Annotated in this window: 5 protein-coding genes and 2 pseudogenes; 4 read left to right on the top strand and 3 right to left on the bottom strand. The window is 58.5% G+C overall.

The window, feature by feature from the left end; all coding sequences use genetic code 11:
* Positions 1-87: 87 nt before the first annotated feature.
* Positions 88-717, bottom strand: a complete 630-nt coding sequence (locus HV711_RS32750; protein WP_051224846.1) for a tyrosine-type recombinase/integrase — start codon at positions 715-717, stop codon at positions 88-90.
* Positions 714-1955 (bottom strand): tyrosine-type recombinase/integrase, encoded by a 1242-nt coding sequence (locus HV711_RS32745; protein ID WP_035486160.1) that lies wholly within the window; start codon positions 1953-1955, stop codon positions 714-716. The genes HV711_RS32750 and HV711_RS32745 overlap by 4 nt, the downstream gene beginning before the upstream one ends.
* Before the next feature lie 157 nt (positions 1956-2112).
* Here HV711_RS32745 and HV711_RS32740 point away from each other — a divergent pair.
* The 3 genes and pseudogenes from HV711_RS32740 to HV711_RS32730 all read left to right on the top strand — a co-directional run.
* A pseudogene (locus HV711_RS32740) lies at positions 2113-2889 on the top strand (Mu transposase domain-containing protein); the annotation flags it as partial.
* On the top strand, positions 2886-3701 hold the full coding sequence (gene istB / locus HV711_RS32735; RefSeq protein WP_035486157.1) for an IS21-like element helper ATPase IstB: 816 nt from the start codon (positions 2886-2888) through the stop codon (positions 3699-3701). The pseudogene HV711_RS32740 and the gene istB, both read left to right, overlap by 4 nt.
* Before the next feature lie 148 nt (positions 3702-3849).
* Positions 3850-4191, top strand: coding sequence for a hypothetical protein (locus tag HV711_RS32730; RefSeq protein WP_244142800.1), 342 nt, complete (start codon positions 3850-3852; stop codon positions 4189-4191).
* A 66-nt stretch (positions 4192-4257) separates the two neighbouring features.
* Here the strand turns inward: HV711_RS32730 and HV711_RS32725 are convergent, their stop codons facing one another.
* Positions 4258-4863: a hypothetical protein gene (locus tag HV711_RS32725; RefSeq protein WP_175145636.1), complete on the bottom strand. Its 606-nt coding sequence runs from the start codon at positions 4861-4863 to the stop codon at positions 4258-4260.
* A gap of 131 nt (positions 4864-4994) precedes the next feature.
* On the opposite strand from HV711_RS32725, the pseudogene HV711_RS32720 reads away from it, so the two are divergent.
* A pseudogene (locus HV711_RS32720) lies at positions 4995-5256 on the top strand (IS21 family transposase); the annotation flags it as partial.

The following is a 5256-nucleotide window of genomic DNA, read 5'->3' as shown; positions in this document are numbered from 1 at the left end:
GCCGCCCTGAAGCGTTCGCCCTCGAAATCCAACATTGACCATGATCGCAAGGTCGCATAATCTATGCCGCACCCGCCGTCCCAACCTTCAACTGTCTGTGGGACATTGCCCGTCTGGTTCCTGCCCAAATTTCTGATTGCGTTGCCGGGCGTAACGTTCCATCGCACCGTTCAGATCTGCTCCAAGCGGAACCAGCCTCGACTTAAAAAATTTGCTCTCGCGGACGTGCAGGACGGCTTCGTCAAGATTGACGTCTTGCATGGTCAACCGCAAGGCTTCGCCATGCCGGAGGCAAGCGCCGTACAGAATCAGAATGAGTGCGCGCAAAACATATGCATCCAGCGGAACGTGTGGACTGCATACCATTGATGCCGTGTCGAGCAGGCGCTTTAGTTCTTCCTGGGAATAAATATAGGGTGTTAGCGGTGGCGGCAATTTCGGACTGTAGCGAGGAAGCGGAGAAGCCGTGGCATACCCACGCGAAAGGGCAAAACGAAACAGGCAGTCAAGTACTGACCTTCTCTTCCGCCAATGGTTAGTCAGCGGCCTGTTGCCAGTCAGGAAGTCCTGTACCTGTTCGACCGTGACCGACTCCACATCAATGTTGCCATCAACCCGGTGGCAGAATGAGGCAAGCGTGGCCGCCTCGGAATCGAAGCGCATGCCCAACGCCCGTTTGTGGCTCACGTATTGGGCGACAAGTTCGGAGAGCTTCATAGCAGACTCCCCAGATCGATTTCGGCCACACACCGCAGTCCGGTCAGGTCAACCTTTGCGTAGGTTCTCGTCGACGAAGCGCTGCGATGGCCGAGGTGATCACCGATCTCCTTCAGCGCAAAACCAGCGTCAAGTAAATGCCGGGCATTGGCATGCCTCAGGCAATGTGCGCCGCGCCGCGGGATATCGATGCCAAGCGTCGCGAGACGCGAGCGGACAATGCCGCTTACGCATCCGGGTGATAGCGGTCGGATCGGCGCCTCGACCGACAGAAACAGCTCGCGATGGGCGCTTCGCGGACGCGCTTCCTTCAGGTAGCGCAGAATGGCGTTTCCAACGGTTGCCACCAGCGGATATTGCTGTGTGCAACGTTGCTTGGGACGATTGACATGAAGGATCTCGCCGCACCAGTCTATATCCTCCAGCCGGAGCCGCACCACCTCGCCGCGCCTCAGTCCGTAGATAACCAGCAGCATTATCATCGCACGGTTGCGTAGATCGATCGTGCTGTCGCCGGCAAAACTGGCGACGAATCTTTGCACATCTTCCCAATTCGGCCCGAGCGGCAAACCCTCCTCTCTATACACCACTGGTGCTTCAATGCCCGCCGCAACGTTGGTAGCCCACCCTTGTCCTTCTACGTACCGGAAGAAATTGCGGAGCGTGCTCGCAAGTGCGTGTAACGAAGCTCTGGCCCAGCCATGGTTGCTTTGGTACGCAAGATAGGCGTCGACATCGTGGATAGTGAGAGCATCGAGTCCCTTGTCAGGGCGACAGACCGTTGCCAAAAAATGACCGATCTGATCGCGACAGTTTGAAATCGTAGCAGGGGAAAGTCCTCGCTGGTCGCGCATGAAATCGACATAGTGCTCGACATAGCGAACAAATGGTTCTTTCGTGGGATGCCATTCCTCCAGAAGCCCCAGGAAGCGCAGCCAGGCCGTGGCGGTATGAATGAACAGAAGCCGCGAGCTGCGGGACTCGTTCGTGCGCTCACTTCGAAGGAGACGAATCCGATGGTCAACCGCAAACGCGATTTCCTCGTGCGTTATTTGCCCCGGGCGGGACAGATCCATGCTCTGTGAAAAAACCAGCAGGATCCAGGCGATCTTCCGGATCGACTTGGGCGGATAACCCTGTTCCGGACAATGTACGAGGAAGCGCTTCCTCGATTCCAGACAGGGCGCCAGATTGTGGGCAGCAAGAACATGCGGACGCGTAAAAAGAGTCTCAAACATGATATTCCCGCATTGATGATCAGTGGAATATCAGTATCAGCCTGAAATTATGTCGTCATGGAAACGTCAACTCGATAGGCAATGCAGGGGCATTGAGAGCCACCGCGACATATTTTTTATCACACCATACTCGTGGTTATGGGCTCGAGCCCATAAAAACGAGAACGGCAGCGTTGAATCCTCGCATCGCTACCTGAAGGACCAGATCGATCAGGCTCTGGAATTACGCGGTCATCGCGACTTCGCCGACCGGGCGGCCTACGACGAGTTTGTGCGCGGCGTCGTGATGCGCCGGAACCGGCGCAATGCCGCGGCGTTCCAGGTCGAGCGGGAATGCCTGCTGGATCTGCCTGAGTACCGCACTACCGACTTTGCCGAGGAAGAGGCGCGCGTGACCCGCTGCGGCACCTTCACCGTGCGCTGCGTCCTGTACAGCGCGCCATCGCGGCTGATCGGCCATCGCCTGAAGGTGCGTGTCTACAGCGACCGGCTCGATTGCTACCTGTCCGGCGCGCTCGTGCACAGCACGGCGAGAGCCACGCACACCAGCAAGAGTCGCGGCCGTGGCATCGACTACCGGCACTTCATCGACTCGCTCAAGCGTAAGCCGCAGGCCTTCAGGGGGCTCGCGTTCCGTGACGAGCTGTTTCCACGCGAAGCGTGTCGCCGGACCTGGGAGCGACTGGATCGGGATATGACGCCACGCAATGCCTGCAAGACCATGGTGGGTCTGCTTGAGCTCGCCGGGAACCACGGCGTCGAGGCGCAACTGGCTGAACGGCTCGATGCATTGCTCGAACTCGGTGAACTGCCCGATCTGAAGAAGCTGTTCGACGAATTCGCACCGCGCCAGGCCGAGTGTCCGGTGGTGGTGGTCGAGATGCCAGACGCCTCGCTCTACGACACGTTGCTCGATGAGGAGGTGCTGGCATGAACGCACCCGCTTACGACGCAGGCAGCATGGGGCTGATGCTCAACGAATTGCGTCTGCCAACGATCGGCCGGCTGTGGTCGGACTTCGCGCAACGCTCGGACAAGGAAGGCTGGCAAGCCTCGCAGTTGCTCGGCGTGCTGTTCGAGCATGAACTGGCTGAACGGGCAAAACGCAGGCTGGAACGTCATCGGGCCGAATCGCAACTGGATCCGACCAAGACGCTCGCAACCTTCGACTTCGGCGTCGTCCCCATGGTCTCGAAGGCGCACGTGATGGCACTGGCCACCGGCGATTCATGGCTCGAGCAAGGCGCCACGATTCTCCTGTTCGGGCCACCTGGCGCGGGCAAAAGTCATCTTGGAAGCGCCATCGGGCACGCGCTGATCGATGCGGGCTACCGGGTCCTGTCTACGCGTACCAGCGAACTGGTGCAGAAGCTTCAGGCAGCACGCCAGGCGCTGCAATTGCCTTCGGCACTCGCCAAACTCGATCGCTTCGATCTCATCATCCTCGATGATCTGTCGTACGTGAGGAAGGATCAGGCCGAAACCAGCGTGCTGTTCGAGCTGATCGCCGAGCGGTATGAGCGACGAAGTCTTCTGATCACGGCCAACCAGCCATTCTCCGGCTGGAACAACGTCTTCCCGGACCCCGGCATGACGGTCGCCGCCATCGACCGGCTCGTGCATCACTCGACGATCTTCGAGCTGAATGTTGAAAGCTACCGGCGCCGCAAAGCCAGCGACAAACAGAATGCCCGCCGGCGTCAATTACCCAACAACAATGACGAAGGAGCCGCGACAACCCTATGACCTCCTGACCAACGACAACTCCTGCCGTTGACCGGCCGGATGGTTGCCGGTGGCCGGCCAAGGCTGCTGGATGCGACCTACGGCAACGTTACACGGTAACGCGTGCGTGACGCCGTTACCGCGTAACGAAATCAGACAGGGGAAGAAAATGGCAAAGACAGCTGCACAACGGCAAGCCGCGTACAGAGGCCGGCGCCCTCATGCAGGCAATGACGGCAACGGTGAGCGACGCCTGAGCGTCTGGATCGACACCGGTGCCTCCCTGGCACTTGCCAGGCTGGCACGTCGTTACGCAGTAACGCAACAGGCATTGATCGAGCGGCTGGTCATTGCGGAAGATGAACGCATCCTCGCGGGAATTGAACTCGATTCGGCGCAGTGGCGTGCGTACTTCGCCGGCACATCGTTACGCAGTAACGACGGCGATCAGATACATGAAAAATTACCCAACGACAATAACGAAGGAGCAGCGACAACCATGACCACCTGACCCGCGGCAATTACCTCGGCCGACCGGCCAAGATGATTGTCGGTAAACCGGACATGCTGCTTGACGCTATCCATACAGATAGCGAACGAAGCTGCGAAGCCGTAATGCGATATCTTTACGTGATACCCGACGCAGTGACGAAACACGGCTTTGAAGGTAGACATCGATGTCTGTGATCGTCATATGCATCAACGTGTCGGCACCTTTGCACTGCCCATGCTGGCACAGGAATCGTTGTGCTTCGGCAAGATGGCCGTCGACCGTTTCGGTTGCAAGCCCTCGCCACTCCCGAAGCCATTGACCGTATTCCATGCACAGTGCGCGATCAAACTTCGCATTTACACTGGAAGTCGGCGGATCAGGTGGCCACTTGCCAATCGCTAAACGCAGTAATTGATGAATGCCGGTGGCATGCGAGGCTCTCCAGCCCAGAGCGGAGAGGGGCGAATGACCGTGGCGGAGCCGGAAGCTCCGCAGTTCACATTGAAGGTACGCCAATATGTGTGACGGCTGCGTAGCGTCAACGCAAATTCGACGCCTGTCGAGAAAGCTGAGGAAGTTTGCTGCGACTGCCAGATAGCGATTGCGGATGTGAACACAATATCGCTCGGCTACCAGATGTTGCTCAAGTTTGCTGAGCAGCGTTTCGTGCTTTGTTTGCTGATCGGACATGGCGCGCCTCCTTAAGCGGTTGGTCGCACCTATAGGATGGCACCATCGCGATAATGTGAAGGAACCGGCAACCTGACGCCAGCAACGGCGCGGATTCCGCTGCGTTCCTTCGAATTACCAGAACCTGCTGATTACCGAGCCTGCTCGTCCCGGATAACCCGCGCGCGCTGATTGCGCGGCCCGACCGCTACGAGCCGGGTCTGGGACGCACGACGCAGGAATTCGTGAATCACTACGCGACGGCGATGCTTCCAGCACGGCCGAGAAAGCCCCGTGATAAAGCTAAGGCGGAGGTCGCAGTTCAAGTGGTCCAGAGATGGGTTCTTGCCCGCCTGCGCAACCACCGCTTCTTCAGCCTGGCCGAGCTGAACAAGGCGATTACCGGTCTCATTG

The organism is Paraburkholderia phenoliruptrix (assembly GCF_902859825.1).
GTDB lineage: Bacteria > Pseudomonadota > Gammaproteobacteria > Burkholderiales > Burkholderiaceae > Paraburkholderia > Paraburkholderia phenoliruptrix.
This window is presented reverse-complemented; position numbering and strand designations above follow the sequence as displayed.